The following is a 505-nucleotide window of genomic DNA, read 5'->3' as shown; positions in this document are numbered from 1 at the left end:
ATGATTTTCTGACGAAGCTCGCGGACATTGCCCGGCCACGCATGGGTCAGCAATGTCTTGCGGGCTTCTCCGTCAAAGCCGATGACATCGCATTCCAGTTCCCGGTTCGCAATTTCACGGAAGAACTCAGCCAGCGGCATGACGTCCTCCTGACAATCGCGCAACGGCGGGACGGTTATCTCGAAGTCATGCAGACGGTACAACAAGTCCTGCCGGAAACGCTTTTCATGGACCGCCTTCTCCAGATCCTCGTTGGTGGCGGCGATGATGCGGACATTGAAACTACGGTCAGATTTGTCACCTACCGGGCGGTATCGCCGCTCCTGTATGGCGCGCAGAAGCATTTGCTGGGTTTCCGGTGCGAGGTTGCCCACCTCGTCCAAAAACAGCGTGCCGCCTTCCGCCTCATGGAAATAACCTTTCCTGGCACTGTCCGCACCTGTGAATGCGCCTCTGACGTGTCCGAAGAAAGCCGACGGCGCAAGCTCTTTGGTGAGCGAACCGC

Annotated in this window: 1 protein-coding gene; it reads right to left on the bottom strand. The window is 57.6% G+C overall.

Translation table 11 applies throughout. The annotated features are described in order from the left end of the window. Positions 1-505 (bottom strand): sigma 54-interacting transcriptional regulator (locus MoGM_RS05600; protein WP_146078654.1); only part of this gene is annotated, 505 nt, incomplete at both ends.

Source organism: Prevotella sp. MGM1 (assembly GCF_002933775.1).
Lineage (GTDB): Bacteria > Bacteroidota > Bacteroidia > Bacteroidales > Bacteroidaceae > Prevotella.
The sequence above is the reverse complement of the archived record's forward strand: the minus strand, read 5'-3'. Positions and strand labels throughout refer to the sequence as shown.